At 67.2% G+C, this 26,228-nt stretch carries 25 protein-coding genes and 1 riboswitch; of the genes, 11 read left to right on the plus strand and 14 right to left on the minus strand.

Annotated features, from left to right (window positions below; all coding sequences use genetic code 11):
• Positions 1–176 precede the first annotated feature (176 nt).
• The 4 genes from ACEVQ6_RS09910 (at position 177) to ACEVQ6_RS09925 (ending at position 4,812) form a co-directional block, all read left to right on the plus strand.
• On the plus strand, positions 177–1,676 hold the full coding sequence (locus tag ACEVQ6_RS09910; protein WP_374888905.1) for a M48 family metalloprotease: 1,500 nt from the start codon (positions 177–179) through the stop codon (positions 1,674–1,676).
• Positions 1,677–1,756: 80 nt separating this feature from the next.
• Positions 1,757–1,834, plus strand: a riboswitch (SAM riboswitch).
• Between the two features lie 49 nt (positions 1,835–1,883).
• A complete protein-coding gene (metA, locus tag ACEVQ6_RS09915) occupies positions 1,884–2,807 on the plus strand; it encodes a homoserine O-acetyltransferase MetA (RefSeq protein WP_374888790.1) in 924 nt (307 codons plus the stop codon).
• A 95-nt stretch (positions 2,808–2,902) separates the two neighbouring features.
• Complete coding sequence (locus ACEVQ6_RS09920; protein ID WP_374888791.1) at positions 2,903–3,919, plus strand: aldose epimerase family protein; 1,017 nt, start codon at positions 2,903–2,905, stop codon at positions 3,917–3,919.
• 131 nt (positions 3,920–4,050) lie between these two features.
• Complete coding sequence (locus tag ACEVQ6_RS09925) at positions 4,051–4,812, plus strand: SDR family oxidoreductase (protein WP_374888792.1); 762 nt, start codon at positions 4,051–4,053, stop codon at positions 4,810–4,812.
• Positions 4,813–4,827: 15 nt separating this feature from the next.
• Here ACEVQ6_RS09925 and ACEVQ6_RS09930 read toward each other — a convergent pair whose 3' ends face one another.
• The 7 genes from ACEVQ6_RS09930 to ACEVQ6_RS09960 form a co-directional block, all read right to left on the minus strand.
• A complete protein-coding gene (locus tag ACEVQ6_RS09930) occupies positions 4,828–5,691 on the minus strand; it encodes an RNA polymerase factor sigma-32 (protein WP_374888793.1) in 864 nt (287 codons plus the stop codon).
• 248 nt (positions 5,692–5,939) lie between these two features.
• Positions 5,940–6,509 (minus strand): CarD family transcriptional regulator, encoded by a 570-nt coding sequence (locus ACEVQ6_RS09935; RefSeq protein ID WP_374888794.1) that lies wholly within the window; start codon positions 6,507–6,509, stop codon positions 5,940–5,942.
• A gap of 413 nt (positions 6,510–6,922) precedes the next feature.
• Complete coding sequence (gene fdxA, locus ACEVQ6_RS09940; RefSeq protein ID WP_374888795.1) at positions 6,923–7,261, minus strand: ferredoxin FdxA; 339 nt, start codon at positions 7,259–7,261, stop codon at positions 6,923–6,925.
• 181 nt (positions 7,262–7,442) lie between these two features.
• Entirely contained in the window at positions 7,443–7,865 is a 423-nt protein-coding gene (locus ACEVQ6_RS09945) for an RNA-binding S4 domain-containing protein (RefSeq protein ID WP_374888796.1), read from the minus strand.
• Between the two features lie 8 nt (positions 7,866–7,873).
• Positions 7,874–11,020 (minus strand): helicase-related protein, encoded by a 3,147-nt coding sequence (locus tag ACEVQ6_RS09950; RefSeq protein WP_374888906.1) that lies wholly within the window; start codon positions 11,018–11,020, stop codon positions 7,874–7,876.
• Positions 11,021–11,912: 892 nt separating this feature from the next.
• On the minus strand, positions 11,913–12,638 hold the full coding sequence (gene phbB, locus ACEVQ6_RS09955; protein WP_374888797.1) for a beta-ketoacyl-ACP reductase: 726 nt from the start codon (positions 12,636–12,638) through the stop codon (positions 11,913–11,915).
• A 129-nt stretch (positions 12,639–12,767) separates the two neighbouring features.
• A complete protein-coding gene (locus tag ACEVQ6_RS09960) occupies positions 12,768–13,949 on the minus strand; it encodes an acetyl-CoA C-acetyltransferase (protein ID WP_374888798.1) in 1,182 nt (393 codons plus the stop codon).
• Positions 13,950–14,173: 224 nt separating this feature from the next.
• On the opposite strand from ACEVQ6_RS09960, the gene phaR reads away from it, so the two are divergent.
• Positions 14,174–14,749, plus strand: a complete 576-nt coding sequence (gene phaR, locus ACEVQ6_RS09965; protein ID WP_374888799.1) for a polyhydroxyalkanoate synthesis repressor PhaR — start codon at positions 14,174–14,176, stop codon at positions 14,747–14,749.
• 12 nt (positions 14,750–14,761) lie between these two features.
• Here the strand turns inward: phaR and ACEVQ6_RS09970 are convergent, their stop codons facing one another.
• From ACEVQ6_RS09970 to ACEVQ6_RS09985, 4 genes are all read right to left on the minus strand, one after another.
• Positions 14,762–15,139, minus strand: a complete 378-nt coding sequence (locus ACEVQ6_RS09970) for a RidA family protein (RefSeq protein WP_374888801.1) — start codon at positions 15,137–15,139, stop codon at positions 14,762–14,764.
• A gap of 1 nt (position 15,140) precedes the next feature.
• A complete protein-coding gene (locus ACEVQ6_RS09975; RefSeq protein ID WP_374888802.1) occupies positions 15,141–15,383 on the minus strand; it encodes a DUF2798 domain-containing protein in 243 nt (80 codons plus the stop codon).
• A gap of 2 nt (positions 15,384–15,385) precedes the next feature.
• The gene (leuD, locus tag ACEVQ6_RS09980) at positions 15,386–15,991 is read right to left on the minus strand and encodes a 3-isopropylmalate dehydratase small subunit (protein WP_374888804.1); all 606 of its coding nucleotides are present in this window, start codon (positions 15,989–15,991) and stop codon (positions 15,386–15,388) included.
• A 112-nt stretch (positions 15,992–16,103) separates the two neighbouring features.
• The gene (locus ACEVQ6_RS09985; protein ID WP_374888806.1) at positions 16,104–16,349 is read right to left on the minus strand and encodes a hypothetical protein; all 246 of its coding nucleotides are present in this window, start codon (positions 16,347–16,349) and stop codon (positions 16,104–16,106) included.
• Between the two features lie 97 nt (positions 16,350–16,446).
• On the opposite strand from ACEVQ6_RS09985, the gene ACEVQ6_RS09990 reads away from it, so the two are divergent.
• The gene (locus ACEVQ6_RS09990; protein ID WP_374888808.1) at positions 16,447–17,352 is read left to right on the plus strand and encodes an HpcH/HpaI aldolase/citrate lyase family protein; all 906 of its coding nucleotides are present in this window, start codon (positions 16,447–16,449) and stop codon (positions 17,350–17,352) included.
• Positions 17,349–17,555: a DUF1737 domain-containing protein gene (locus ACEVQ6_RS09995; RefSeq protein WP_374888810.1), complete on the plus strand. Its 207-nt coding sequence runs from the start codon at positions 17,349–17,351 to the stop codon at positions 17,553–17,555. Before ACEVQ6_RS09990 ends, ACEVQ6_RS09995 begins: the two co-directional genes overlap by 4 nt.
• Positions 17,556–17,559: 4 nt before the next feature.
• Here the strand turns inward: ACEVQ6_RS09995 and ACEVQ6_RS10000 are convergent, their stop codons facing one another.
• On the minus strand, positions 17,560–17,994 hold the full coding sequence (locus ACEVQ6_RS10000) for a metallopeptidase family protein (RefSeq protein ID WP_374888812.1): 435 nt from the start codon (positions 17,992–17,994) through the stop codon (positions 17,560–17,562).
• Positions 17,995–18,164: 170 nt separating this feature from the next.
• Here ACEVQ6_RS10000 and ACEVQ6_RS10005 point away from each other — a divergent pair, with 170 nt between their 5' ends.
• Genes ACEVQ6_RS10005 through ACEVQ6_RS10015 form a run of 3 tightly spaced genes read left to right on the plus strand, consistent with a single transcriptional unit; the run spans position 18,165 to position 23,903 of the window.
• On the plus strand, positions 18,165–19,109 hold the full coding sequence (locus ACEVQ6_RS10005; RefSeq protein ID WP_374888814.1) for an ImuA family protein: 945 nt from the start codon (positions 18,165–18,167) through the stop codon (positions 19,107–19,109).
• Complete coding sequence (locus ACEVQ6_RS10010; protein ID WP_374888815.1) at positions 19,081–20,565, plus strand: DUF6504 family protein; 1,485 nt, start codon at positions 19,081–19,083, stop codon at positions 20,563–20,565. The genes ACEVQ6_RS10005 and ACEVQ6_RS10010 overlap by 29 nt, the downstream gene beginning before the upstream one ends.
• Complete coding sequence (locus tag ACEVQ6_RS10015; RefSeq protein WP_374888816.1) at positions 20,562–23,903, plus strand: error-prone DNA polymerase; 3,342 nt, start codon at positions 20,562–20,564, stop codon at positions 23,901–23,903. Before ACEVQ6_RS10010 ends, ACEVQ6_RS10015 begins: the two co-directional genes overlap by 4 nt.
• Before the next feature lie 130 nt (positions 23,904–24,033).
• Here ACEVQ6_RS10015 and bfr read toward each other — a convergent pair whose 3' ends face one another.
• On the minus strand, positions 24,034–24,519 hold the full coding sequence (gene bfr, locus ACEVQ6_RS10020) for a bacterioferritin (RefSeq protein ID WP_374888817.1): 486 nt from the start codon (positions 24,517–24,519) through the stop codon (positions 24,034–24,036).
• Positions 24,485–24,796 (minus strand): (2Fe-2S)-binding protein, encoded by a 312-nt coding sequence (locus ACEVQ6_RS10025; RefSeq protein WP_374888907.1) that lies wholly within the window; start codon positions 24,794–24,796, stop codon positions 24,485–24,487. The genes bfr and ACEVQ6_RS10025 overlap by 35 nt, the downstream gene beginning before the upstream one ends.
• A 231-nt stretch (positions 24,797–25,027) precedes the next feature.
• Between ACEVQ6_RS10025 and ACEVQ6_RS10030 the strand changes: the two genes are divergently transcribed.
• Positions 25,028–26,197 carry a CaiB/BaiF CoA transferase family protein gene (locus ACEVQ6_RS10030; RefSeq protein ID WP_374888818.1) on the plus strand — a complete coding sequence of 390 codons (1,170 nt, stop codon included), beginning with the start codon at positions 25,028–25,030 and terminating at the stop codon, positions 26,195–26,197.
• Positions 26,198–26,228 lie beyond the last annotated feature (31 nt).

The following is a 26,228-nucleotide window of genomic DNA, read 5'->3' on the forward strand; positions in this document are numbered from 1 at the left end:
GCATGCTGGAGACGATCCTTCGAATAGGATACAGGAGAAAAGCGGCCACCTTGCCGGACGCCGTGGTTAGATTGTTGTAAAAAATGCCGAATTTTCTTCCGCTTCCCGCCGTTCTGGCAGAGTGGGCGGCCTTCGGCGACGCGAAGGAACGGAAAGCGAGCTTGGCAGCGATGAGGATGATCGGTCGCAGGGATACCCGGATCCGCGGGACGGCCCGGCCTTTGTTCGCCGTCGCGGGCCTGGCCGTGCTCACGCTCCTTGCCGGCTGCCAGTCGGCGATCGAGCAGACCTACGAGCCGGTGGTCGCGCCCTCCGCCACGCCGCAGATCGTCGAGGAGGTGCAGAAGAAGGATCCGCGCGCCCAGCTCGGCGCCCGCGAGCACCCGCGCATCGTCGCGAGCTATGGCGGCGAATACAAGGACGCCAAGACCGAGCGGCTGGTCGCCCGCATCGCCGGCGCGCTGACCGCCGTCTCGGAAAACCCGCAGCAGTCCTATCGCATCACCATCCTCAACTCGCCGGCGATCAATGCCTTCGCGCTCCCCGGCGGCTATCTCTACGTGACGCGCGGCCTGCTGGCGCTTGCCAACGACGCCTCGGAAGTGGCGGCGGTGCTGTCGCACGAGATGGCCCATGTCACCGCCAATCACGGCATCGAGCGCCAGCAGCGCGAGGAGGCCGAGGTGATCGCCAGCCGCGTCGTCTCGGAGGTGCTTTCCAGCGATCTCGCCGGCAAGCAGGCGCTGGCGCGCGGCAAGCTACGCCTTGCCGCCTTCTCGCGCAACCAGGAGCTCCAGGCCGACGTGATCGGCGTGCGCATGCTCGGCGAGGCGGGCTACGATCCCTATGCGGCGGCGCGCTTCCTCGATTCGATGGCCGCCTATGCCCGCTTTTCCTCCGTCGACCCCGACGCCGACATGAGCCTCGACTTCCTGTCGAGCCATCCGAACGCGCCGCAGCGCGTCGATCTCGCCCGCCGCCACGCCCGTGCCTTCGGCGCGGAGGGAACGGTCGGCGATCGCGGCCGGGACTATTATCTCGCCGGCATCGACGGCCTCCTTTACGGCGACAGTCCGGAGGAAGGCTATGTGCGCGGCCAGACCTTCCTGCACGGCACGCTCGGAATCCGCTTCGACGTGCCGCCGGGATTCCAGATCGACAACAAGGCGGAAGCCGTGCTCGCGACCGGACCGGACGACGTGGCGATCCGCTTCGACGGCGTCGCGGATGCGAAGAACCGCAGCCTGACCGACTACATCGCCAGCGGCTGGGTGACCGGCCTGCAGCCGGAGACCATCCGCGCCTTCAGGCTGAATGGCCTCGATGCGGCAAGCGCCCGGGCGACCGCCGACCGCTGGGATTTCGACGTCACCGTCATCCGCATCGACCAGCGCATCTACCGCTTCCTGACGGCCGTTCCGAAGGGATCGCCGGCGCTGGAGGCGACCGCGTCCGTGCTGAAGGCGAGCTTCCGCCGCATGACGCCCGAGGAGGCGGCCTCGCTGAAGCCGCTGCGCGTGCGCGTCGTCGAGGTCAAGCCGGGCGAGACGATCGCGGCACTTGCCGGGCGCATGCTCGGCACCGAGCGCAAGCTCGACCTCTTCCGCCTGATCAATGCGATGCAGGTCACCTCGCAGATCCGCCCAGGCGACAGGGTGAAGATCATCGCCGAATAGGCCTTCGCCTCCGTTGCTCCAGACAGGGGCACGCCTGCGTCGAAAAGGCGCCGCTTGATTTCGCCGGCGCCCGGGATTATGACACGCACCGTGGTGATTTGGCCGGCCGGCTTGCAGCCACGTTAAACAAGTCGCTAAAGGGCCGTGCGCAAGCAAGGCCGGTAGCGATTCCTCGCGAGCCGGCTTTTTGTTTGATCGAGTGCTTCGATGCCCATCAAGATTCCCGATACGCTGCCCGCCGTCCAGACGCTGGTGAGCGAGGGCGTGCGGGTCATGACGGAAACGGCCGCCATCCGTCAGGACATCCGCCCCTTGCAGATCGGCCTCCTGAACCTGATGCCGAACAAGATCAAGACCGAGATCCAGATGGCGCGCCTCGTCGGCGCCTCGCCGCTGCAGGTCGACCTGTCGCTGGTGAGGATCGGCGGCCACAAGGCGCGCAACACCTCCGAGGAACACCTGCTCGCCTTCTACCAGACATGGGAAGAGGTGCGCGAGAAGAAGTTCGACGGCTTCATCATCACCGGCGCGCCGATCGAGACGCTCGCCTATGAGGACGTGACCTACTGGAGCGAGATGCAGAGGATCTTCGAATGGACGAAGACCAACGTCCATTCGACGCTGAACATCTGCTGGGGCGCGATGGCGGCGATCTATCACTTCCACGGCGTGCCGAAATACACGCTCGACCACAAGGCCTTCGGCGTCTACCGCCACCGCAATCTCAACCCGGCCTCCGTCTACCTCAACGGCTTTTCCGACGATTTCGAGGTGCCGGTGTCGCGCTGGACCGAGGTCAGGCGCGCCGATGTCGAGCGGGTGCCGGGCCTGGAGATCCTGATGGACTCCGACGAGATGGGCCTCTGCCTCATCCACGAGCGCGCCTACAACCGTCTCTACGTCTTCAACCACGTCGAATACGACTCCACCTCGCTGTCGGACGAGTATTTCCGCGACGTGAACGCCGGCACGCCGATCCGCATTCCCCACAATTATTTCCCGCATGACGATCCGGAACTGGCGCCGAAGAACCGCTGGCGCAGCCACGCCCACCTGCTCTTCGGCAACTGGATCAACGAGATCTACCAGACCACGCCCTATGATCCGCAGGCGATCGGCAGCACCGGCTGAGGGCGGGGCGGCACGGGCGATTTTTGCGGGCGCGCGATATCGCTCGGCCGCATTATCGGCTAGCGTGCGGCCCGCAACGCATCGGGGAGGAAGACATGCGGGAAGGGAACACGGTTTTCGGCCGTCTGCCGTCGGGCGAAACCGTCGAGCGGCTGACATTGAGGGGCGGCGGCCTGACCGCCAGGATACTGACCTTCGGCGCCGTGATCCAGGACCTGAGGCTCGACGGCCACGCCCCGCCGCTCGTCCTCGGCCTCAACACCCTCGAAGACTATCTCGTCCATTCGCCCTATTTCGGCGCGACGCCGGGACGCTGCTCGAACCGCATCGCCGGCGGCCGCTTCACGATCGACGGCAAGGCCTACCAGCTCGAACTGAACGAGAACGGCGTCACCCATCTCCATGGCGGCGAGAACGGCATCGCCCGGCGCAACTGGACGATCGCCGCGCAGACGGACAATGCCGTGACGCTGACGGTGACCGACCCCGACGGACAGGCCGGCTATCCCGGCGCCTGCACGACGACCTGCACCTACAGCCTCGAAGACGGCGGCGTGCTCTCCGTCACCTACGACTCGGAAAGCGACAAGCCGACCCCCTGCAACATCTGCCAGCACAGCTATTTCAATCTCGACGGCGCGCCCGACGCGCTCGACCACGAGATCGAGATCCCCGCCGATCACTATATTCCGACGGACGCGCTGCAGATCCCGACCGGAGAGGTCCTGCCGGTCGAAGGCACCGTCTTCGACCTGCGGTCGATGACGCCGCTGCGACGCCAGACGGAAGGCGACCGCGTGCTCTACGACCACACCTTTCCCCTGTCGCTGACCCGGACGCCGAAACGCCTCGCGGCCCGCGTCCGCAGCCATGCCTCCGGCGTGACGCTCGAGGTCAGGACCGGCGAACCCGGCATGCATCTCTACACCGGCTTCAAGATGGACCTCGCCGTGCCGGGCCTCGAAGGCCGCCGCTACGGACCCTTCGCCGGATTCTGCCTGGAGACGCAGACCTGGCCGGACGCGATCAACCATCCGAACTTCCCCGATGCCGTGCTCAGGCCGGGCAAGGTCCTGCGCCAGGAAACCGACTATATCTTCCGCAAGGGCTGACACCGCGGACGACGGGAGCGTGCCGCGATCCTCGACGTTCGCCCCCGCGCTTCCGGTCTTTGTTTTGGACGCATGTCTTTCGCGAGAGCGCTGCCCGCCCCGCGAGACATGCCTGAGGGGAGCATCAGGATATGGCAGACGCGGAACGGATCGCGCTGGTCACCGGCGGAGGAAGCGGGATCGGCAAGGAGATTGCCCGGGCGCTGGCGGCGGCCGGCTGGCAGGTGGTCGTCAGCGGAAGGCGCGTCGAGGTGATCGAGGCGGCGGCGAGGGCGATCGGTGCCGACCATCAGGGCCGCGTGACGGCCATCCCCGCCGATGTCGGCGATCCGGGCTCCGTCGACGCCCTGTTCGAGGCGATCCGGCGGCGCTTCGGCCGGCTCGACCTGCTGGTCAACAATGCCGGGATCGGTGCCCCCCCGGTGCCCATGGAAGAGATCACCTTCGCGCAATGGACCGCGATCGTCGGCGCGAACCTGACCGGCGCCTTTCTCTGCACCCAGCAGGCGATGCGGCTGATGAAGGCGCAGGTTCCACGCGGCGGCCGCATCATCAACAACGGATCGATCTCGGCGACCACGCCGCGGCCGCATTCCGCGCCCTATACAGCCACCAAGCATGCGATCACCGGCCTGACGAAATCGACGGCGCTCGACGGTCGCGCCTTCGATATCGCCTGCGGCCAGATCGACATCGGCAACGCGGAAACGGAGATGACGGCGCGCATGCAGACCGGGGTGCTGCAGGCGAACGGAACGGTGGCGGCCGAGCCTGTGATGCCCGTCCGCCATGTCGGCGAGGCGGTCGTGCAGATGGCGTCCCTGCCCCTCGACGTCAATATCCTCACTATGACCATCATGGCGACGGGCATGCCGCTGGTCGGCCGGGGATGAGGCGTTGCCGTCGCGTCAGTGCGCGACGGCCAGCCCCGGAGCCTGGGCCAGCAGGGCGACCTTCAGCTTTTCCATGGCGCGTGTCTCGATCTGCCGCACGCGCTCCTTCGAGATGCCGAGATCGGCGCCGAGTTCCTCGAGCGTCGCGCCGGTGTCGGCAAGGCGGCGGGCGCGGATGATCTTCATCTCGCGTTCGTTGAGGTTGGTCATCGCATGGTCGAGCCAGGCGCGGCGGCGCTCCTCGTCGATGAGGATCGAGACCTGCTCGTCGGGAAGCGGGGCCTCGCTCGCCAGAAGGTCGAGCCGCTCGCCGCCGGAGGAATCCGACGAGGAGATCGGCGCCTGCAGCGACGTGTCGCTTCCAGAGAGGCGCGCATCCATCGTCTGCACATCAGCGAGGCTGACGCCGAGGGCGGCGGCGATTTCCTCGTGCACGGCCTGGGCGGTCAGTTGCCGGTCGCCCTGGGCGAGCTTTGCCCGCAGCCGGCGGAGGTTGAAGAACAACGCCTTCTGCGCCGAACTTGTGCCGCCGCGCACGATCGACCAGTTGCGCAGCACGTAATCCTGCATCGAAGCGCGGATCCACCAGGTCGCATAGGTGGAAAAGCGCACGTCGCGGCTCGGCTCGAAGCGCGCGGCCGCCTCCAGAAGACCGACATGGCCTTCCTGGATCAGGTCGCCCATCGGCAGGCCGAAATTGCGGAATTTCACCGCCATCGAGACGACGAGGCGCATGTGGGCCATGGCGATCTTGTTGCGGGCGTTCTGGTCGCTCGCTTCGCGCCAGGCCCTGGCAAGTTCCTGTTCCTCGTCCCGGGCGAGATAGGGAGCGGCCATCGCGGCCTTGATCATGCGGCGGTCTGCGGAAACCTGTCTCATCTTGCTCCCTCTCGGCACGGCCCCGTGCGTCCATTCGATGCGCACAGCCGGAAGGATCGCCGGGGAGGCGAACCGGATGCCGTCATCCAGAAAGTCCTTCGAAAGAGAGAGGCAACGCGCCTTGATCTTTACACGGGACGATCCAGGAACGCGGCAAGGGGAGATTGGTTCCATAGAAAAAGGCCCGATCCGGAGATCGGGCCTTGAAATTTTCATGACGGGACACAGGAGCCGGGCGCGTGCCCGGTTCAGGCGGCCTCTTCCTGGGACTCGTCCTCCTCGACGGCCTTGCCGCGCTTCGGATTCTTCGTCAGGTTGGCCTCGACGAGGCGAACGGCCTCGGTCTCCGACATCTTGTTGACGGCGGCGATCTCGCGGGCCATCCGGTCGAGGGCGGCCTCGTAGAGCTGCCGTTCGGAATAGGACTGCTCCGGCTGGTTCTCGGCGCGGTAGAGGTCGCGCACGACCTCGGCAATGGCGATCAGGTCGCCGGAATTGATCTTGGCATCATATTCCTGCGCACGGCGCGACCACATGGTGCGCTTGACCCGTGCCTTGCCCTGCACGACCTTCAGCGCCCGCTCGACGGAATCGTTCTCCGACAGTTTGCGCATGCCGATCGACACCGCCTTGGCCACCGGCACCTTCAAACGCATCTTGTCCTTCTCGAAATCGATGACAAAAAGCTCGAGCGTCATGCCCGCGACGAACTGTTCCTCGATGACCACGATCTGACCGACGCCATGCGCCGGATAGACGATGGATTCACCGGTCTTGAAGCCGTGGCGGTTGGAGGATTTCTTCTGCTGGGTCGTCATTCGTTTCAAAAACTCCCTGTTACGCTCCCCGATGGGGACGGGGGCCGGGCCGTTCGGCCCGGTATCGACGGGACACCGTCTGGTTCTCTGCGGTCTGGTCCATCCAGGAGAACACAAAAAACACGGAAACCGTCGCGACAGTCACGGGGAAGGCCCGTTGCGGAGGTGATGGAGCCGTGCTTGAGAGTTTCGCGTTCGTGATGGTTTCGGGCGCGCGCGACGCCGCAAAGTGGATCAGTGTGTTATACCTACCACAAAAAACTGTCGAAATCAATAATTTGCTGCAACACCGCCAAAGGGCTCCCGCACCGCCCCGTTTCAGGTGCGATGCAGCAGCGCGCGACGCGTCCGGTTTGCAGGACCGGTATCGATCAGGGCGTCCGGCATGGCGCCGGAGGCCGCGGCGGCGCGGGTCAGCTGCCCTCGCCGGGTGCCTCGGAGAAATATTTCTCGTACTTGCCGTCGACCCCGTCCATCTCCTTGGCGTCGGGAAGGGAGTCGCGCTTGACGGTGATGTTCGGCCACTTGGCGGCGAACTCCGCATTGATCGCCAGCCACTTGTCCAGTCCCGGCTCGGTGTCCGGCTTGATGGCGTTCGCCGGACATTCCGGCTCGCAGACGCCGCAATCGATGCATTCGTCCGGATGGATGACGAGGAAGTTCTCGCCCTCGTAGAAGCAATCGACGGGGCAGACCTCCACACAGTCCGTATACTTGCACTGAATGCAGTTGTCGGTCACGACATACGTCATGAGGCACTCCAGGTCACACGTTCGGAAGGCGCGCCCGAACCGGAGGAAACGATCGATGTCCGGCCGGCTACCGCCCTGCGGTCAGCGATTCTCCGCCCCGCGATATCGACCGTGAGGTAATGGCTTTGGCGGTGCTTGGCAAGAAAGAATAGCGCGCCTCAAGGCCCTTTGACGCAAAGCCTCAGTCGTCCTGCTGCCACCAGGCCGGCGAGAGCAGGCGGGCGATCTCGCGCCGCTCCTTCTTCTCCGGGCGTCCGGCACCGGGCACGCGCGACGCATGCGGCAGGGCCCCGGCGGAAGCGGGCGCGTCCGGCGGAGGCGTCAGGTCCTCGTAGAGATGGCGCGCCTCGGGATAGGGGCCGCGCCGCGTGCCGCCGGACAGGACGCGCAGCAGGACCGCGCGCTCGCGCAGCGACACCGAGACCTCGTCGCCGATCTTCACCTGGAACGAGGCGGAGGTCGCGCGCGTGCCGTTCACCCGCACGTCGCCGGCCTCGATCGCCTTCTGCGCAAGCGAGCGCGACTTGACCATGCGGACGAAGAAAAGCCACTTGTCGAGCCGCTGGCGCGGCACGGCGGCAGGCCCCGGCGCGTCGTCGGCCATCGCCGGCGTCAGGACTTCATCCGCTCCTTGAGAGCGGCGAGCTTGGCGAAGGGGGAATCCGGATCGACCGGCTTTTCGGCGCGCGGCGGACGCGATTCGAAATGGGCGGGCTTGCCACCGCGATTGTCCTTGCGGTCCGGACGCTCGGAGCGTTCGCCGCGCTCCGGCCGATCGCCCCGGTTCGGGTCGCGCTCGCCGCGATCGTTGCGCTTGCCGTGCTGCGGCTTTCCGTCGCGGCCTTTCGGCCGGTCGTTGCGCTGGTCCGGCCGCCCGCCCCGATCGTGTCGCTCCTCGCGACCCTCGCCGCGTGCGCCCGCTTCGGCGGCGGCTGCCGGCTGGCCCGCGCGCGGCTGCCCTTGCCCCTGCCCGTGCCCCTGCCCTTGGCGCCTGTTGCCCTGGTGGGGACGGCCGGCATTGCGCTGCGGATTGTCGTTGCGCCCGCCAGGACGCCAGAGCAGGACCGGCTTCGGTTCGACCGGCTCGGCCGAGGGCTGCGCCTCGCCGTCTGCGGCGGTCGTCACCGGCTCGGCCGCGGCCTCCTCGGCACCCGGCGCCGCTTCCGTCGCGACGGCCCCGTCCGCCGGAGCAACGACTTCGGGCTCGGGCTCGGCCGAAACGTCTGCCTCCACCGCTGCTTCGGGCGCTGCTTCGGCATCAGCCGCGGGCGCGGCGTCGGCCACCGGCGCGGCGTCCGCTTCCGGCTTGAGGAAGGCCGCGACCTCCTCCGCCTTCACGCTGTCGGCGCGGTAGCCGAGTCCTTTGAGGATTTCCTCCATGTCGTCCGGGGTCGCGCCGAGGATCGACAGCATGCCGGTCGTCGTCATGAAGCGGCGGCCGTCATAGGCGCCGTCGGGGCGCGCACCGGTGCCGGGCTTCCACTGCAGCAGCGGACGGATCAGGTCGGCGAGCCGTTCGAGGATGTCGATGCGTACCGCGCGCTTGCCGAGGAAGCGGAAGCCGGCGAGCTTGTAAAAGGCGCGCTCGAAACCGGGATCGGTGACGACCGAGGTGCGGCCGGCGGCGAGCATCGGGATCAGCTCGCCATAGCCCGGCCTGTCGAGCCCGTCATTCTTCAGCGCCCAGAGCAGCGTGATCAGTTCCGCCGGCGCGGGCTTCAGCAGCGCCGGCATGAAGATGTGGTAGGCGCCGAAACGGATGCCGTGGCGGCGGATCGAGGCGCGCGCCTCCTGGTCGAGCGACTTCACGTCCTCGGCGACGTCGCGACGGAAGAGCACGCCGAGATTCTCGACGAGCTGGTAGGCGAGCCCCTTGGCGAGCCCCTCGAGATCCTCCGCGCGCGAAAGGTCGTCGAGCGGCTTCAGCACGGTGGAGATGTGATGGTTGACGAAGCGCTCGAGGCGGGCGGCGACGTGGTCGCGCGCAGCCCCCTGCAGCTGCTCGTCGGCAAGCACGATGAGGCGCGGGCGCATCACATGGTCGCTGGCGGCAAGGCGCGCCACCGGCTCGCCGAGCCAGCGGACATAGCCGTCGGCGCCGAGCGCGAGATCGCCGTTGCCCGAGGCGTGCAGCCGCGCGGCGCGCGCCTCGAATTCGAGCGCCAGCGCCTTCTGGGCGGCGGCGAGGGCGGCGCGGGCGTCGGGACCTTCCGTGCCGTTTGCGAGCGAGAACCGGAAGCCGGCGAGCTGTCCGACATGGTGGCCCTCGACGAAGACGTCACCGTTCACACTGATCTCAGCTTCAAGCATCGCATTCTCTCTCAGGCGCTTCATGAGGACAGATGTCCTGCGATCAACAAAGCGTTTCGTCAACCGTTCATGCAGGGCGTCGGACAGGCGATCTTCGATTTCGCGCGTCTTTTCCTGCCAGTGTGTCGGATCGGCAAGCCAGCCCGGTCGATTGGACACATAGGTCCAAGTTCGGATTTGGGCAATACGCGCCGACAAGGTATCGATCTCGCCGTCGGTGCGATCGGCGCGATGGACCTGTTCGGCAAGGAAATTCTCGTTCACCGTGCCCCGTTTCACGAGGTCGGTGTAAAGCGTCAGGATCAGGTCGGCATGCTGGGCGGGCGCGATGCGGCGGTAATCCGGCAGGGCGCAGGCCTCCCAGAGCCGTTCGATTCGCTTGGGCGTCGAGGCAAGCTCGCGCACCTCCGGATAGCGCACCAGATGCTCGAAGGCCTGCAGGTCGACGGAGGGAAGCGCCCGGGTCAGCCCGGCGACCGAGGGCGGCGCGTCGAGGCTGGCGCGCAGCGCGTCGAGCGAGGTGTAGTCGAGTGCCTTGGAGCGCCATTGCAGCACCCGGACCGGATCGAACTGGTGCGCCTCGATCCGGTGCACAAGCTCGGGCTCGAAGGGCTCGACGCGCGAGGTGACACCGAAGGTGCCGTCGTGCAGGTGCCGCCCGGCACGGCCGGCGATCTGGGCGAGCTCACCCGGATTGAGGTTGCGGAACTGGTAGCCATCGAACTTGCGGTCCTGGGCGAAGGCGACGTGGTCGACGTCGAGGTTGAGGCCCATGCCGATCGCGTCGGTGGCGACCAGATATTCGACATCGCCTTCCTGGTAGAGCGCGACCTGGGCGTTGCGCGTGCGCGGCGACAGCGCGCCGAGGACGACGGCGGCCCCGCCGCGCTGGCGGCGGATCAGTTCGGCGATCGCATAGACCTCGTCGGCCGAGAAGGCGACGATGGCGGAGCGCTGCGGCAGCCGGGTGATCTTCTTCGAGCCGGCATAGAGAAGCTGCGACAGGCGCGGCCGCTCGACGACGGTGATGCCGGGCAGCAGCCGTTCGAGGATCGGCCGCATGGTCGCGGCACCGAGCAGCAGTGTTTCCGCCCGCCCGCGCAGATGCAGCAGCCGGTCGGTGAAGATATGGCCGCGCTCGAGATCGCCGGCGAGCTGCACCTCGTCGATGGCGACGAAGGCGGAAAGGGTCTCGCGCGGCATCGCCTCGACCGTGCAGACCGAATAGCGGGCGAGATGCGGCGTGATCTTTTCCTCGCCGGTAACGAGCGCGACGTTGTGGACGCCGACCTTCTCGACCAGGCGGGTATAGACCTCGCGGGCGAGCAGCCTGAGCGGCAGGCCGATGATGCCGGACTCGTGCGCCACCATGCGCTCGATCGCGTAGTGCGTCTTGCCGGTGTTGGTGGGCCCGAGGACGGCGGTGACGCCGCGGCCGCTCAGGATCATGGGGTGATGGGGCACGTTCGTTCGTTCCAAGGCCTGTGCGGGTTCATGCCCCTGCCGACAGGAGGGACGCCGGCGAGAGGGAAGCCCGCATGCGCGCCGGCGGCACGGTCCTCTCCTTGCCAACAGATGCCCATCGCCGGTCGATATGGCAAGGGGCGGGGCCCGTCCTCTCGCGCCCCGGAGGCCGGAAAGTGTGGCAGCGGCCACCGCGTCTCGAAATAGAACAGCGCCGGAACGAATCGGCGACGAATCGCTGACGCATTCTTGTTCCTTCTTTGTTCTACACAAGATGTGGATTTCGACGGCGGACCATCCACCACATCGTGAATCGGCAAACGCTCCATGCCGGAAAGGCCGGGATCCGGCGAGATTCGCCTCACGCAGCGTAAGCCGCCGCTTGAGATTCCGAATCCAAGACTCTGGACCGTTTAAGAAAAATTAACCGTTGCACGGCCGTGATCGTGAAGAATTAGTAAAGAAAATCCCGATCCGTCTCTTGACCAAACCGGGAACGAAACAAAGACGAATCGCCGACCGACGCTCTTTCCCTTTTTGTTCCATACCACATATAGTATATTATGAATTTATTAACCACGATGCCGTTCGGGGCGGAAAAATGCCGTCGAATGCGTCGGTGACGCTTGACCCACCGCAAAGGCTGACGCGGGAGGGGCGCGCGCATCGTCCGCCGGGAACGGGGGCGATGCGCCACCTCCAGGCGCGTTAACGCTTGCGCCAAAGCGGGAACGAATCGGCGACGAATCGCCGACCCGGCCGGTTTCGCGCTTTGTTCACCACAGGATCTTGTGGAAAAACAATTCATTAACCATAGGAGTGCGTCGCTTTCGGGACAAAACGGCACCGGTAGCGACCGGTACCGTTAACCTTTGCCTCAGACGAAGAACTGGCCGCCATTGGCGGAGATCGTCGAGCCGGTGATGAAGCCGGCATCGTCGGAGGCGAGGAAGACGACGCAGCGCGCCACCTCCTCCGGCTCGCCGAGGCGGCCGACCGGGATCTGCGGGATGATCCGCTCGTTCAGTACTTTTTCCGGGATGGCGCGCACCATTTCCGTGCCGATATAGCCCGGGCAGATGGCGTTGACGGTGATGCCCTTGGCCGCCCCCTCCTGGGCGAGCGCCTTGGTGAAGCCGAGGTCGCCGGCCTTGGCGGCCGAATAGTTCGCCTGGCCCATCTGCCCTTTCTGGCCGTTGATCGAGGAGATGTTGATCACCCGGCCGAAGCCGCGGTCGCGCATCCCCGACCAGACCGGATGCGTCATGTTGAAGAGGCCGGTCAGGTTGGTGCCGATGACCGCGCCCCACTGTTCCGGCGTCATCTTGTGGAACATGGCGTCGCGGGTGATGCCGGCATTGTTGACCAGCACATCGACCGGCCCGAGCGCCGCCTCGACCGCCTGGATGCCGGCCGCGCAGGCGGCATAGTCCGAGACGTCCCATTTGAACACCGGAATGCCGTTCGCGTCGCTGAACGCCTTCGCCGCCTCGTCATTGCCGGCATAGTTCGCCGCGACGCTGTAGCCCGCCTCCTTGAGCGCGATCGAGATCGCCGCGCCGATGCCGCGCGATCCGCCCGTGACCAATGCCACCCTTGCCATGTCTCACTCCCTGTCGTTCCTGCCCTGGTGATGGATGGGACGCCGGCCGGCCGGCGTCGGTTTCTCGTTTCCGGCGGGTGAATGCCCGCCGGATGGTTCATGTCCTTGACGATACGGAAGAACGAAGCGTCAGAGACGCTCGACGCACATGGCGACGCCCATGCCGCCGCCGATGCAGAGCGTCGCCAGCCCCTTCGAGGCGCCGCGGCGCTTCAGTTCGAACAGCAGCGTGTTGAGGACGCGCGCGCCGGACGCGCCGATCGGATGGCCGATGGCGATCGCCCCGCCATTGACGTTGACGATCGACGGATCCCAGCCGAGATCCTTGTTGACGGCGCAGGCCTGGGCGGCGAAGGCCTCGTTCGCCTCGACGAGGTCGAGGTCGTCGATGGTCCAGCCGGCCTTTTCCAGTGCCTTGCGCGAGGCGGGGATCGGCCCGGTGCCCATGATCTGCGGGTCGACGCCGGCCGTCGCCCAGGAGACGATGCGGGCGAGCGGCGCGATGCCGCGCCTGGCCGCTTCCGCCTCGCTCATCAGCAGCGTCGCCGCCGCGCCGTCGTTGAGGCCGGAGGCATTGGCGGCGGTGACGGTGCCCTCCTTGTCGAAGGCGGGGCGCAGCTTCGCCATGCTGTCGAGCGTCGCGCCGTGGCGGATATATTCGTCCTGGTCGACGGTCGTGTCGCCCTTCCTGCCCTTGATGACGAAGGGAACGATCTCGTCGGCGAAGCGGCCGGCCTTCTGCGCGGCTTCCGCCTTGTTCTGCGAGGCGAGCGCGAACTGGTCCTGCTCGTCGCGGCTCAGCTGCCACTGGCGGGCGATGTTTTCCGCCGTGATCCCCATGTGATAGCCGTAGAAGGCGTCGGTCAGGCCGTCCTTGATCATGGTGTCGACCATCTTGAAGTCGCCCATCTTCACGCCGGCGCGCATATGGGCGCAATGGGGCGCCATCGACATGGATTCCATGCCGCCCGCAACGACGATCGAGGCGTCTCCGGTAGCGATCTGCTGCATGCCGAGGGCAACCGCGCGCAGGCCCGAGCCGCAGAGCTGGTTCATCCCCCAGGCGGTCGCCTCCTTCGGTACCCCGGCCTTGATCGCCGCCTGGCGCGCCGGGTTCTGCCCCTCGCCGGCCGACAGCACCTGGCCGAGGATCACCTCGTCGACCTCCGCCGCCTCGACGCCCGCGCGCTCCAGCACGCCCCGGATCACGGCCGCGCCCAGTTCATGCGCTTGCGTGCTGGCAAAGGCGCCGTTGAACGCGCCGACGGCCGTCCTGGCCGCGCTCGCGATGACGATGGAGGGGGTGCTCATGGGGTTTCTCCTCTATTTATCGTTCGGAACGGAAGACTGGCAAAGCCTGGAGGCCAAGTCAAACGGATATCAGCACGCCCTGAAGTGCCCCCCGCCCTTCGTGCCGGGCGGGCTGTCCACAGCCCGTCGCCGCATCGCACAAAGTCCATTGTCAGGACCTCTTTTTTCCGGATACTCTGAATTCCAATAATAAAAACGGGATGACAGGTGAGAGGAGACCTGGAATGGCAAAAACCGAAGGCCAGATCATCATCAAGAAATACGCGAACCGGAGGCTCTACAACACGGGCACGAGCACCTATGTCACGCTCGACGATCTGGCCGTGATGGTGAAGAAGGGGGAGGACTTCGTCGTCCAGGACGCCAAGTCCGGCGACGACATCACCCATTCCGTGCTGACGCAGATCATCTTCGAGCAGGAATCCAAGACCGGCAACACGCTGCTGCCGATCTCCTTCCTGCGCCAGCTGATCTCGTTTTACGGCGACCAGATGCAGATGGTCGTGCCGAGCTACCTCGAACATTCGATGCAGGCCTTCACCGAGCAGCAGGCGCAGATCAAGGAACAGATCAACCGCGCCTTCGGCGACACGCCGCTGACGAAGAACCTGACGGCGCCGCTGCAGCTCGTCGAGGAACAGGTGAAGCGCAACACCGAGATGTTCCACAAGGCGATGCAGATGTTCTCGCCCTTCATGGCGCCGCAACAGAAGGAACCGCGCAAGGCCGGCGCCAAGGACATCGACGAGCTCAAGGAACAGTTGCGCGCCCTGCAGACCAAGCTCGACAGCCTGGGCTGAGATGCGGGCGCCTCAGCCGCGCAGCGCCGTCACCTCGATCTCGATCAGCATTTCCGGACGGATGAGGCCGCAGACGATCATGGTCGCGGCCGGACGGATGTCGCCGAAGACCTCGCCGAGGATCGGGAAGACCCGCTCGGCGAAGCCTGCTTCCGTGACATGGGTGCGGGCGCGCACCACGTCCTTCAGCGAGAACCCCGCCTCGTCCAGCGCCGCGGCGATGGTCTTCAGGCAGTTGCGCGCCTGCGCCTCCACAGTCTCCGGCATGGTCATCGTCGCATAGTCGTAGCCGGTCGTGCCGGCGACGAAGCACCAGTTTCCCTCGACGACGGCGCGGGAATAGCCGGCCGTGCGCTCGAAGGGCGAGCCGGAGGAGATCAGCCGGCGCATGTCAGCCCTCTCTGCGGATGACGATCCGCGAGAGCGTGCGGCGCACGAAGGGCGCGACGACGAGGACGGTCGGGAAGGCGACGATCCAGGACGCCGACCAGGCCCGGAGCCAGAGAAGCGGCAGGTCGGCGGACACTCCCGAGGAGAGCAGCGTCGAAAGGCCGGAGACGATGAAGGACATCGTCCCCGACAGGAGCAGGCCGAAGGCGACCGCCTCGTAACGCCCGGGCAGGAACGGTTTCACCCTCACGCCCAGGGGCGGGCGGCGGCGTTGGCCTTCTCGAACGTGTCGATGCTGCCGACCTTTTCCAGCGTCAGGCCGATGTCGTCGAGGCCGTTCAGCAGGCAGTGGCGCTTGAAGGCATCGATCTCGAAGGAGATCCGGCCGCCGTCCGGCCCGGTGATCTCCTGGGCCTCGAGGTCGACGGTGATGATGGCATTGGAACCGCGTCCGGCATCGTCCATCAGCTTGTCCAGGTCTTCCGGGCTGACGACGACCGGCAGGATGCCGTTCTTGAAGCAGTTGTTGTAGAAGATGTCGGCGAAGCTCGTCGAGATGACGCAGCGGATGCCGAAGTCGAGCAGCGCCCAGGGCGCATGCTCGCGCGACGAGCCGCAGCCGAAATTGTCGCCGGCGACTAGGATCCTGGCATTCTGGTAGGCGGGCTTGTTGAGGACGAAATCCGGGTTCGGCGTGCCGTCCTCGTTGTAGCGGGCCTCGGCGAAGAGGCCCGTACCGAGGCCGGTGCGCTTAATGGTCTTCAGGTAGTCCTTCGGGATGATCATGTCGGTGTCGATGTTGACGACCGGCAGGGGGGCGGCGACGCCCGTGAGCTTGACGAACTTGTCCATGGAGATGCGGCCTTCGATCCAGCGGGTTTCTGCCCCGCATTTAGATCAGTTTCGCCCCGAAATGAAGAAAAATATCGCCGGAACGTGCGGCGGCCGCCCAGGCGCCAGGGCCTTACATGTCGATGATCGTGCCGCGGCCGTCGTTCCAGACGCGGGCCGGCCGGCGCCCGTCGCGGGTGCGCACATAGGCCGGCGCGGCGGCGGATCCCGGCGACAGCCGCGCCGCGACGGTGCCGGCGACCATCACGACGAGCGCGATGCCGGCAAGCGCCAGGCCGATCGAGGCCGTCAGCACGAAGGCGGCGAAAGCGATCGTCACGCCGAGGACGGTCATGAGGAACGAGCGGATGGAGGTCATGGTCTTCCCTTTCTGTCACAGGCGATATGTGGATGCGCGGGTCGGCTTGCAAGGGGCGGACGCTTGCCGGCCGGCGCGATTGCGGGCAAGAAGGGCCATGAGCCGGATCTTCGACCACCATCCCCAGCGCCTGCGCCGTTCGGTCCTGAGCGTGCCCGCGATAAATCCGCGCGCGCTCGCCAAGGCGCCCGGGCTTTCCTGCGACGCCGTCATCTACGACCTGGAGGATTCGGTCGCCATCGAGGGAAAGAGGGAGGCACGCGCCGCGCTCGCCGCCCATTTCGCGTCGACGCCGAAGGGACCGCAGGAGCGCATCATCCGCATCAACGAGATGGGGTCGGAGGCCGCCGCCGCCGATCTGGCGCTGATGGCCGAATGCAGGCCTGATGCCGTGCTGCTGCCGAAGGTGGAAAGCCCGGGCACGGTCCAGGCCGCCGCCGACTGGCTAGCCGAGAACGATCTCGGCGACACGCTGCGCCTCTGGGCGATGATCGAGACGCCGCGCGGCGTCCTCAATGCCGGCGCCATCGCGGAAGCCGGCCGCACCTTCGGCGGCGGCCTCGACTGCCTCGTCGTCGGCCTCAACGACCTGCGCAAGGAGACGCGCGTCCGGCCCCTGCCCGGCCGGACCTATCTGGTGCCCTGGCTGATGCAGGTGCTGCTCGCCGCGCGCGGCAGCGGCCTCGACGCGATCGACGCCGTCTTCAACGCCCACACCGATAAAGACGGCTTCGAGGCGGACTGCCGGCAGGGGGCGGAGATGGGCTTCGACGGCAAGATGCTGATCCATCCGGACCAGATCGCCCCCGCCAACCGCCATTTCGGCGTCGATCCGCAGAGGCTTGCCGAGGCGCAGGCGATCGTTTCCGCCTTCGCGCTGCCGGAAAATGCCGGAAAGGCCGTGATCGACCTTGCCGGACGGATGGTCGAGCGCCTACATCTCGAGGAGGCGACCGCGACCGCCGCCCGGGCGGCGATGGCCGCACGAAAGGACATGCCGTGAAACTCTACCGTTTCCTCACCGGCGTCGACGACGCCCAGTTCTGCCACAAGGTCACCGCCGCGCTCAACAATGGCTGGGACCTGCACGGCGCCCCGACCTATGCCTTCAACAGCGCCACTGGCCAGATGCAGGGCGGCCAGGCGGTGGTGAAGACGGTCGAGGGCAAGGACTACCATCCGGACATGAAACTGTCCGAGCAGTGAGGCGTCACGGAGAAACGTGGTCGGCGCTCGCCTCGATCCGCTCCATGTCCTCGTCCGACAGGCCGAAATGGTGGCCGATCTCGTGGATCAGCACATGGGTGATGATGTCGCCGAGCGTCTCGTCGTTTTCGGCCCAGTAGTCGATGATCGGCCGGCGGTAGAGCGTGATCCGGTTCGGCAGCTGGCCGGTCTCCATGCTGAAGCGCTCGCCGATGCCGCGCCCCTCGAACAGGCCGAGCAGGTCGAACGGCGTTTCGAGCGCCATGTCCTCGAACACCTCGTCGGTCGGAAAATCAGTGACCTCGATCGAAAGGTCGTTCGCCAGCGCGCGAAATTCCTCCGGCAGATTGCCATAGGCCTCGATGACGAGGGATTCGAACGTGCTGATCGTCGGGGCGTGGCGTTCGCGCCAATCCCCGGTCTGGTCCATCTGGGCCATAAAGCCACTCCTTTTTCCCCTGATATAGCCATTTCACCCGCCGATTTCGAGGAAACAATTCAGGCGCTTATAAACAAGGAATAAATTCATAGAATTCCGCCGTTGACTCTTCCCGGCACCTCTGGAATCTATAAGAACATAAAGCGAACAAAGACAGAGGAAGACCCGTCATGGCGAAAAAGGCCGTGCAGCGGCCGGAACTTCATGCGCTACGGCAGACCATCGCGGCGATCGAAAACCGGGACGCGCCTGTGGGAACGGATCTTCTGGACGAAGGGCAGGACGGGCGGGACATCGTGGCGTCCTGGACCGAGAACCAGCCGACCGACCGTCTTTCCCTCGATATTCCGGCCTTCGACGCCGCGACGGGGGGCGGATTGCCGCTGAAGGGCCTGACGGAGATCCGCAGCGCCGATACCGCCGGCAGTGGCGCGGCGGCCGGTTTTACCCTTGCCCTCGCCGCCCTCTGCCAGAAACGCACGGCCGGAAGGAGCGTGCTGTGGATTGCCGAAAGCCTCGCCCTGCGCGAGGCGGGACTGCCGCATCCGTCAGGACTGAAATCCTACGGCATCGACACGCATGCCCTGTTTCTCGCCGTGGCCGGGAGGGTGGAGGATCTCCTCTTCATCGCCGAGGCGGCCCTTGCCGCGCCGGTCTTCGCCGCGGTCGTCCTCGAACTGCGCGGCAATCCGAAGGCCTGCGGCCTGACCGAAAGCCGCCGGCTTCACCTGAAGGCGCGCGATGCCGGCGCGCCGCTCTTCTTGCTGCGCCAGGCCGGCGCTGAGGAGGCGAGCAGCGCCCGGTTCCGCCTCCATGTCGCTCCCCTTCCGGCGGCACCCCGGCGCCTGCCCGGAGGCGGAAGCCTGCCCAAAAGCCTCGGCGCGCCGGCCTTCGCCGTGACGCTCGAAAAAAGCCGCCTTGCCTTTCCCCCCACCTTCGCCCTCGAATGGAATGCCGATGAACCCCGCTTCCACGACGCCTCGCCCGCCCGCCCTGCCGTTTCCGGGCCCGTCCCGGCCGCAGCGGATCGTCTCGCTCCATCTGCCCTGGCTGGCCGCCAACCGGCTGGCGCGCCGGCGCTGGGGCATGTCCTGGCTTTTGGACGGGCGTCCTGAGCATCCGCCGGTCGTCTTCGCCGAGAAGGACGGCACCGCGATGCGCATCGCCGCCCTCGACCATCCGGCGCGCGCCGCCGGGCTGCGGCCGGGCCAGGCGCTTGCCGAGGCGCGGGCGATCCGGCCGGACATCGAGGTCGTGCCCCATGATCCGGCGGCCGACCAGGCCCTGCTGAACGGCATTGCCGACTGGTGCGGCCGCTACACACCGCTGGTGGCGAGCAACGCGCCGGACGGGCTCTCTCTCGACGTCACCGGCTGCATCCACCTGCATGGCAGCGAGAAGGCGCTCTTGGACGACCTCCTCTCCCGCCTGTTCCATCTCGGCATCGAGGGGCGTGCCGCCATCGCCGCCACGCCCGGCCTCGCCTGGGCGGCCGCCCGCTATGGCGGCGGCCCCGTCGTCGCCCCCGAGGGCGGCGCGCGCGTGTTGGAGCCCCTGCCGGTCGCGGCCCTCCGGCTGCCGGCCGATACGGTCGCGGCCCTCGCCCGGGTCGGCCTGAAGCGTGTCGGCGAACTGATGCGGGCAGAGCGCGCCCCGCTTGCGCGCCGGTTCGGTCCGCTGCCGTTGAAGCGGCTCGACCAGGCGCTCGGCCGCGAGGACGAGCCGATCTCGCCGCGCCTGCCGGCGGCCGATCTCTCCTGCGAGCGTCACCTCGCCGATCCCGTCACCGGCGAGGACGACATTCTCGCCGTCACCGCGCGGCTGGCGGAAGGGCTGAAGGTCCGCCTCGACCGGCGCGGCGAGGGCGGACGGCTGTTCGAGCTCGCCCTGTTCCGCGTCGACGGCCGCGTCCTGCGCATCGAGACCCGCACGGCCGCTCCCCTCCGGGCGCCGGAGCGCATCGCTGGCCTCTTTGCCGAGCGGCTGCAGGCGCTCCATGACGACATCGATGCGGGCTTCGGTTTCGAAACCCTGCGCCTCTCGGTGCTTCGGGCCGAGCGTCTCGACGGGCTGCAGGCGGATCTTGCCGGCGGCGCTGCCGGCGAGGCGGCGCTGGCCGCCTTTGCCGACCGGCTCTTCGCCCGCTTCGGCCGCGACGGCCTGCTCGTGCCGGTCTTCGCCGAGAGCCATTGTCCCGAACGGGCCGCCGGCTTCGCCCCTTACGCCCAGCGGCCGGCGGCGCCGCGCCGCACCGGGGCGGAAGGACCGCGCGCCGACCGGCCGCTGCGGCTGCTCGAACGGCCCGAGCCGGTCGAGGCGACGGCGATCGAGATCCCCGAAGGCGCGCCCCGGCAGTTCCGCTGGCGCCGCGCCGTCCATCGCGTGCGCGCGGCCGAAGGGCCCGAACGGCTGACGGCGGAATGGTGGAACGCGGCAGGCCCTGCTCCGGCGCGGGACTATTTCAGGGTCGAGGACGAGGCCGGCCGCCGCTTCTGGCTGTTCCGGCAGGGCCTTTACGGCAGGGACGGGGACGAGCCGCCGCGCTGGTTCCTGCATGGTCTTTTCGCATGAGCGGACGCGTCTTCGAGATCGGCGCGGCGACGAACTTCTCCTTCCTCGAGGGGGCCTCGCAGCCGGAGGAAATGGTGGTCGCGGCAGCCAGGCTCGGCCTGTCCGGTCTCGGGATCGCCGACCGCAACACGGTCGCGGGCGTGGTGCGCGCCCATGCGCGGGCAAGGATCGAGGGGTTTCGCCTCCAGCCCGGCGCCCGCCTCGTCTTCTGCGACGGCACGCCGGACATGCTGGCCTTCCCCGAGGACCGGCCCGGCTGGGCCCGGCTCTGCCGCCTGCTCAGCGCCGGCAACCTGCGCGCCGAAAAGGGGACATGCCATCTCCACGAGGCCGACCTCCTCGAATGGGGCGCGGGCCTCAGGATGGCGGTGCTGCCGGGCCCGGTCACGACCGATGCCGAAGCCGCGGCCCTCGAGGGCTGGCTCGCCCGGCTTTCCGCCCGTTTCGGCGAGGCCGTCCACCTTGCGCTGACGCCGCGTTACGACGGCCTCGACCGGCTCTCCTTCGCCACCCTCGCCGCGATCGCCGCCCGCGCCGGCGTGCGCACCGTCGCCACCAACCGGCCGCTGTTCCACGAACCCGGCCGGAAGGCCCTCGCCGACGTCGTCACCGCCATCCGCACCCGTTCGAGCCTTTCGGAAGCCGGCTACCGTCTTCTCGCCAATGCCGAGCGCCACCTGAAGCCGCCGGCGGAAATCGCAAGGATCTTTCGCGACCATCCGGAGGCGGTGGCGCAGACCGAGCGTTTCTTCGCGCCGCTTTCCTTCTCGCTCGAGGACCTGCGCTACCAGTATCCGGACGAAAGCCGGGACGGCGAGACGGTGGCGCAGACCCTGTCCCGCCTCACCCATGCCGGGGCGGCGACGCGCTTTCCCGGCGGCGTTCCGGAGAAGGTGCGGGCGCTGATCGCCGAGGAGCTCGCGATCATCGCGCAGAAGCGCTACGAAGCCTATTTCCTCACCGTGCACCGGATCATGCGGTTTGCCCGCTCGCAAGGGATCCTCTGCCAGGGGCGCGGTTCGGCCGCCAATTCCGCCGTCTGCTTCTGCCTCGGCATCACCGAGGTCGATCCGCAGAAGACCACGCTGCTGTTTGCCCGCTTCATCTCGGCCGAGCGCGACGAGCCGCCCGACATCGACGTCGATTTCGAGCATGAGCGGCGGCCGGAGGTGATCAAGTATATCTACGACACCTATGGCCGCGAGCATGCCGGGCTTGCCGCCGCCGTCACCACCTACCGCGCCCGCTCGGCGGGCCGCGAGGTCGCCAGCGCCTTCGGCCTGTCGCAGGACGTGCAGGACGCGCTGGCGGGCTCGATCTGGGGCTGGTGGACGGAGGCGCCGACCGACGAGCAGGCGAAGGCGGCAGGCCTCGACATGAAGGACGCGACGACGCGGAAGGTGCTCGACTGCGCCGGCGATCTGATCGGCTTTCCCCGGCACCTGTCCCAGCACACCGGCGGCTTAGTCATCACCCGCGACCGGCTCGACGAGGTCGTGCCGATCATGAAGACGGGCATGGCCGACCGCTTCATAGTCGAATGGGACAAGGACGACCTCGACACGGTCGGCATCCTGAAGATCGACGTGCTGGCGCTCGGCATGCTGACCTGCCTCGCCAGGGCCTTTTCCCTTCTGCACCGTCACTACGGCATCGTCCAGTCGCTCTACGGCCTGATGCGGGCGGAAAGGAGCGGCGACGCCGTCTACGACATGATCTGCCGGGCCGACACGATCGGCGTCTTCCAGATCGAGAGCCGGGCGCAGATGAGCATGCTGCCGCGGCTGAGGCCCCGCGAGTTCTACGACCTCGTCATCGAGGTCGCCATCGTCCGCCCGGGGCCGATCCAGGGCAACATGGTGCATCCCTACCTGAAGCGGCGCGAGGACCTGCGCCGGGGCAGGCCGATCGCCTATCCGAGCCCGGAACTGGAAGAGGTGCTGAAACGAACCCTCGGCGTGCCGCTCTTCCAGGAGCAGGCGATGCAGATCGCCATCACCGCCGGCGGCTTCTCCCCCGGCGAGGCGGACCGCCTGCGCCGCGCCATGGCGACCTTCAAGCGCAGCGGGCAGGTGTCCGGCTTCCGAACGAAGATGGTCGAGGGCATGGTCGCGAAGAACTACCCGCGCGATTTCGCCGAGCGCTGCTTCAGCCAGATCGAGGGCTTCGGCGAATACGGCTTTCCGGAGAGCCATGCCGCCTCCTTCGCCCTGCTCGTCTATGCCTCTTCCTGGTTCAAGACCTTCTATCCGGACATCTTCTGCGCGGCCCTGCTCAACTCCCAGCCGATGGGTTTCTACCCGCCGGCACAGCTCGTCCGCGACCTGCGCGAGCACGGCATCGCCGTGCTGCCGGTCGACGTCAACCGGTCCACCTGGGACGCGCAGCTCGAAGCCGACGGCGACGGCTTCGATCCCGACCGCATCGCCCCCGCCCATGCCTCCATGCGCGGCGTGATCCGGTCGCGCCTTGCCGTCCGGCTCGGCTTCCGGCTGGTCAAGGGCCTGAAACGGGAGGCCGTGGACCGGCTGGTCGAAAGGCGGGGCGACGGCTACGCCTCCGTCCGCGACCTCTGGCTGCGCTCCGGCTTGCCGCGCGCGACCGTCGAACGGCTCGCCGACGCCGACGCCTTCGGCTCGATCGGCACCGGCCGGCGCGCGGCGCTCTGGGAGGCGCGCGGCCTCGATGCCGGACAGGCCGCCGAAAGCCTGCCGCTCTTCGTCGGGGCCGGCGACGGGCTGCAGCGCGAACCGCCCGTGGCACTGCCGGCCATTCCGGCGGGCGAGGAGGTGATCGAGGACTACCGGGCGCTGACCCTGTCGCTGAAGGCGCATCCCGTCTCCTTCCTCCGCGAGGAACTCGACCGGCGCCGCATCGCGCCGACGCGCGATCTTTCCGTCCTGCCCGATGGCGCAACCGTCTCGGTCTGCGGCCTGGTGCTGGTGCGCCAGCGGCCGGGCTCGGCCAAGGGCGTGATCTTCATGACGATCGAGGACGAGACGGGGATTGCCAATGCCATCGTATGGCAGAAGGTGTTCCAGCGCTTTCGCCCCGAGATCATGGCGGCGCGGCTCGTCAGCGTCACCGGAAAACTGCAACGGCAGAACGGCGTCATCCACCTCGTCGCCCGGCGCATCGAGGACATGACGGCGATGCTCGGCCTGCTGCATCGCGAGGCACGCCGCTTCGGCGCCGGCGACCGCGCCGACGAGGTGCTGCGCCCGGCCGTCGATCAGCGCAGCAAGAAAACAGCACCCCGCGCGCCGGCGGACGGCACCCTTCTGCCCTCCGCCGCTAAGACGGCCAGGGTGATGCCCGGCGGCCGCAATTTCCATTGACACCGGCAAAGTGAGGGTGCGCCTCACTCGACGACAAGGACCAGACGAAAAAGGGCCAGACGAAAAGGCTTCTACGAAAAAGGCCCCGGACACCGGGGCCTTTTCTGTCCGCAACCGTGTCGCTGCGGGCTTATTCGGCTTCGCTGGCCGGCAGGGCGTTGAGCTGGCCGTATTTCTCGACGCCGATCGCCTTCAGGAGGTCGATCTGGGTCTCGAGGAAGTCGATATGGCCTTCCTCGTCGATCAGCAGTTCCTCGAAGAGCTTCATGCTGACATAGTCGCCGGCGTCGTGACAGATGTCGCGCGATGTCTTGTAGGCCGTGCGGGCGTCATACTCGCCGGCAAGATCCGCTTCCAGAACCTCCTGCACGTTCTGGCCGATGCGCAGCGGCGCCACGGTCTGCAGGTTGGGGTGGCCTTCGAGGAAGATGATGCGGTCGATCAGCCTGTCGGCGTGATGCATTTCCTCGATCGATTCGGCCCGCTCCTTCTTGGCGAGCTGCTTGAAGCCCCAGTCGTCGAGAAGACGATAATGCAACCAGTACTGGTTGACGGCGCCAAGTTCCAGAAAGAGGGCCTCGTTAAGCCGCTCGATGACGTTTTTGTCGCCTTTCAATGTCCGCTCTCCTGTTGTCTTCATGGAATCGTTTCAGGCGGGACATGAAATCAAAAATCTCGGCTTCCGTCGAGTCGCGCCGGGTGTGATAGGCTTCCGTCGTGCGGATGATGATGTCGACCACGTTCGGGAAGCAGCCGCAGCAACGGCCGCGCTTCTCCATCGCATGATAGACCTTGGCGGGCACGATCAGCTGCCAGCAATCCTCGTCGAGCAGACCGTTGATCACGTCGACGATCTCTTTTTCGGTGATGAAGTTGCAGCTGCATACCAGCATGTCACGACAGTCCGTCAGGCTCAGGCATCCATTTGCCCCATAAAGCAAAAGCGGACTGTCAATGTCAAGAAAAAAGGCCGCCCGGTCGTGATGGCGCAGGCTCCGCGCCAGACGGGGACCGCCCGCCATGCGCATTCGCGATCGCCCCATGCCGAAAGGCGATTTGCCGATCCCGGCCGCGGACGGCATAGTGCGCGCCGTCAGCACACCATGCAAGGATCGCCGCCTCCCATGTCCGATGCCCCCCTCAAAGGCCTGAAGGTCCTCGAACTCGCGCGCATTCTCGCGGGCCCCTGGATCGGCCAGACGCTCGCCGATCTCGGTGCCGACGTCATCAAGGTCGAGAGCGCCGAGGGTGACGACACACGGCGCTGGGGCCCGCCCTATATCGAGACGGACGGGGAGGAGGCGGCCGCCTATTTCCATGCCTGCAACCGCGGCAAGCGCTCGATCACGGCGGATTTCGCCACGGAGGAAGGTCAGGCGCTGGTCACGAGGCTCGCCGACAGCGCCGATGTCGTCGTCGAGAACTTCAAGGTCGGCGGCCTCGTCAAATACGGCCTCGACGCCGAGGCGCTCCGCCGCCGCAACCCGCGTCTGATCACCTGTTCGATCACCGGCTTCGGGCAGGACGGGCCCTATGCGGCGCGCGCCGGCTACGACTTCATGGTGCAGGGCATGGCCGGCATCATGGACATCACCGGCGACCCGGCCGGCGAGCCGCAGAAGGTCGGCGTGGCGATCGCCGACATCTATACCGGCCTCTACGGTGTCATCGCCATTGAGGCGGCGCTGATCGAGCGCGAGAAGACCGGCCTCGGCCAGTCGGTCGACATGGCATTGTTCGACTGCATGGCCGGCATCCTCGCCAACCAGGCGATGAACTATCTCGCCTCCGGCATCGCGCCGCGCCGGCTCGGCAACGTCCATCCGAACATCGCGCCCTACCAGACCTTCGCCGTCGCGGACGGCCACCTGATCATCGCCTGCGGCAATGACGGCCAGTTCCGGCGCGTCTGCGCCGTCCTCGGCGCGCCGGCGCTCGCCGAAGACCCACGCTTCGCCACCAATGCCGCGCGGGTGCGCCATCGCGCCGATCTCAACGACCTGCTGGCGGCGAGGACGAAAACATGGCAGCGCGACGCGCTCCTCGCCGAACTGGAGGCGGCGGGCGTGCCGGCCGGGCCGATCAACACGGTCGCCGACGTCTTCGCCGATCCGCAGTTTGCCGCCCGCGGCATGAAGATCGAACCGGACGGCATTCCGGGCCTGCGCACGCCGATCACCTTCTCACGCTCGCCGCTGGCGCTCGGCCACCGCTCGCCCCGGCTCGGCGAACACACGTCGGACATCCTCGACGCCCTTGCGGCGGGAGGCGGCTGGCCCGAGCGGCAGGACTGAAACGGCGGCACGCACGTCCACGCTGCGGAGG

The organism is Ensifer soli (assembly GCF_041928815.1).
Lineage (GTDB): Bacteria > Pseudomonadota > Alphaproteobacteria > Rhizobiales > Rhizobiaceae > JBHFEI01.

Coding starts and splice junctions, on each gene's coding strand:
- ACEVQ6_RS09910 (WP_374888905.1), top strand. CDS start 177: ATGATCGGTCGCAGGGATACCCGGATCCGCGGGACGGCCCGGCCTTTG.
- metA (WP_374888790.1), top strand. CDS start 1,884: ATGCCCATCAAGATTCCCGATACGCTGCCCGCCGTCCAGACGCTGGTG.
- ACEVQ6_RS09920 (WP_374888791.1), top strand. CDS start 2,903: ATGCGGGAAGGGAACACGGTTTTCGGCCGTCTGCCGTCGGGCGAAACC.
- ACEVQ6_RS09925 (WP_374888792.1), top strand. CDS start 4,051: ATGGCAGACGCGGAACGGATCGCGCTGGTCACCGGCGGAGGAAGCGGG.
- ACEVQ6_RS09930 (WP_374888793.1), bottom strand. CDS start 5,691: ATGAGACAGGTTTCCGCAGACCGCCGCATGATCAAGGCCGCGATGGCC.
- ACEVQ6_RS09935 (WP_374888794.1), bottom strand. CDS start 6,509: ATGACGACCCAGCAGAAGAAATCCTCCAACCGCCACGGCTTCAAGACC.
- fdxA (WP_374888795.1), bottom strand. CDS start 7,261: ATGACGTATGTCGTGACCGACAACTGCATTCAGTGCAAGTATACGGAC.
- ACEVQ6_RS09945 (WP_374888796.1), bottom strand. CDS start 7,865: ATGGCCGACGACGCGCCGGGGCCTGCCGCCGTGCCGCGCCAGCGGCTC.
- ACEVQ6_RS09950 (WP_374888906.1), bottom strand. CDS start 11,020: ATGATCCTGAGCGGCCGCGGCGTCACCGCCGTCCTCGGGCCCACCAAC.
- phbB (WP_374888797.1), bottom strand. CDS start 12,638: ATGGCAAGGGTGGCATTGGTCACGGGCGGATCGCGCGGCATCGGCGCG.
- ACEVQ6_RS09960 (WP_374888798.1), bottom strand. CDS start 13,949: ATGAGCACCCCCTCCATCGTCATCGCGAGCGCGGCCAGGACGGCCGTC.
- phaR (WP_374888799.1), top strand. CDS start 14,174: ATGGCAAAAACCGAAGGCCAGATCATCATCAAGAAATACGCGAACCGG.
- ACEVQ6_RS09970 (WP_374888801.1), bottom strand. CDS start 15,139: ATGCGCCGGCTGATCTCCTCCGGCTCGCCCTTCGAGCGCACGGCCGGC.
- leuD (WP_374888804.1), bottom strand. CDS start 15,991: ATGGACAAGTTCGTCAAGCTCACGGGCGTCGCCGCCCCCCTGCCGGTC.
- ACEVQ6_RS09985 (WP_374888806.1), bottom strand. CDS start 16,349: ATGACCTCCATCCGCTCGTTCCTCATGACCGTCCTCGGCGTGACGATC.
- ACEVQ6_RS09990 (WP_374888808.1), top strand. CDS start 16,447: ATGAGCCGGATCTTCGACCACCATCCCCAGCGCCTGCGCCGTTCGGTC.
- ACEVQ6_RS10000 (WP_374888812.1), bottom strand. CDS start 17,994: ATGGCCCAGATGGACCAGACCGGGGATTGGCGCGAACGCCACGCCCCG.
- ACEVQ6_RS10005 (WP_374888814.1), top strand. CDS start 18,165: ATGGCGAAAAAGGCCGTGCAGCGGCCGGAACTTCATGCGCTACGGCAG.
- ACEVQ6_RS10010 (WP_374888815.1), top strand. CDS start 19,081: ATGTCCTGGCTTTTGGACGGGCGTCCTGAGCATCCGCCGGTCGTCTTC.
- ACEVQ6_RS10015 (WP_374888816.1), top strand. CDS start 20,562: ATGAGCGGACGCGTCTTCGAGATCGGCGCGGCGACGAACTTCTCCTTC.
- ACEVQ6_RS10025 (WP_374888907.1), bottom strand. CDS start 24,796: ATGCTGGTATGCAGCTGCAACTTCATCACCGAAAAAGAGATCGTCGAC.
- ACEVQ6_RS10030 (WP_374888818.1), top strand. CDS start 25,028: ATGTCCGATGCCCCCCTCAAAGGCCTGAAGGTCCTCGAACTCGCGCGC.